The sequence below is a fragment of the Flavobacterium flabelliforme genome, from assembly GCF_017948675.1.
Classification (GTDB): domain Bacteria; phylum Bacteroidota; class Bacteroidia; order Flavobacteriales; family Flavobacteriaceae; genus Flavobacterium; species Flavobacterium pygoscelis.
The window spans coordinates 1-255 of record NZ_JAGFBU010000046.1 but is presented as its reverse complement, the minus strand read 5'-3'; the positions used below and the strand labels follow the sequence as shown (position 1 = coordinate 255).

1 protein-coding gene is annotated in these 255 nt (G+C 47.1%); it reads right to left on the bottom strand.

What is annotated here, in order from left to right; genetic code table 11:
- A partial coding sequence (locus J3S90_RS15815) for an MBG domain-containing protein (RefSeq protein WP_210646988.1) occupies positions 1-255 on the bottom strand: 255 nt, incomplete at both ends.

Here is a 255-nt window from a genome sequence, read left to right as displayed (position 1 = left end):
CTGGGTTCGCGTCTCCGTATACTTTGGTTTTATTATCGGCTACCACACTCACGTTGATCGCTTTTGGTGTTACCGTTAATAGAGCGTCTGTTGTGCTTATCGTATAGTTTGGATTACTGCCTAAAGCAACTGCAATTGGATAGCTTCCTACTGCTGAAGTGGTCGTAGCGGTGGTGCTTAACGTATAGTCAATCACATCGCCATTTACCGTTCCGGTTACCACAGCGGTTAACGCTGGGTTCGCGTCTCCGTATA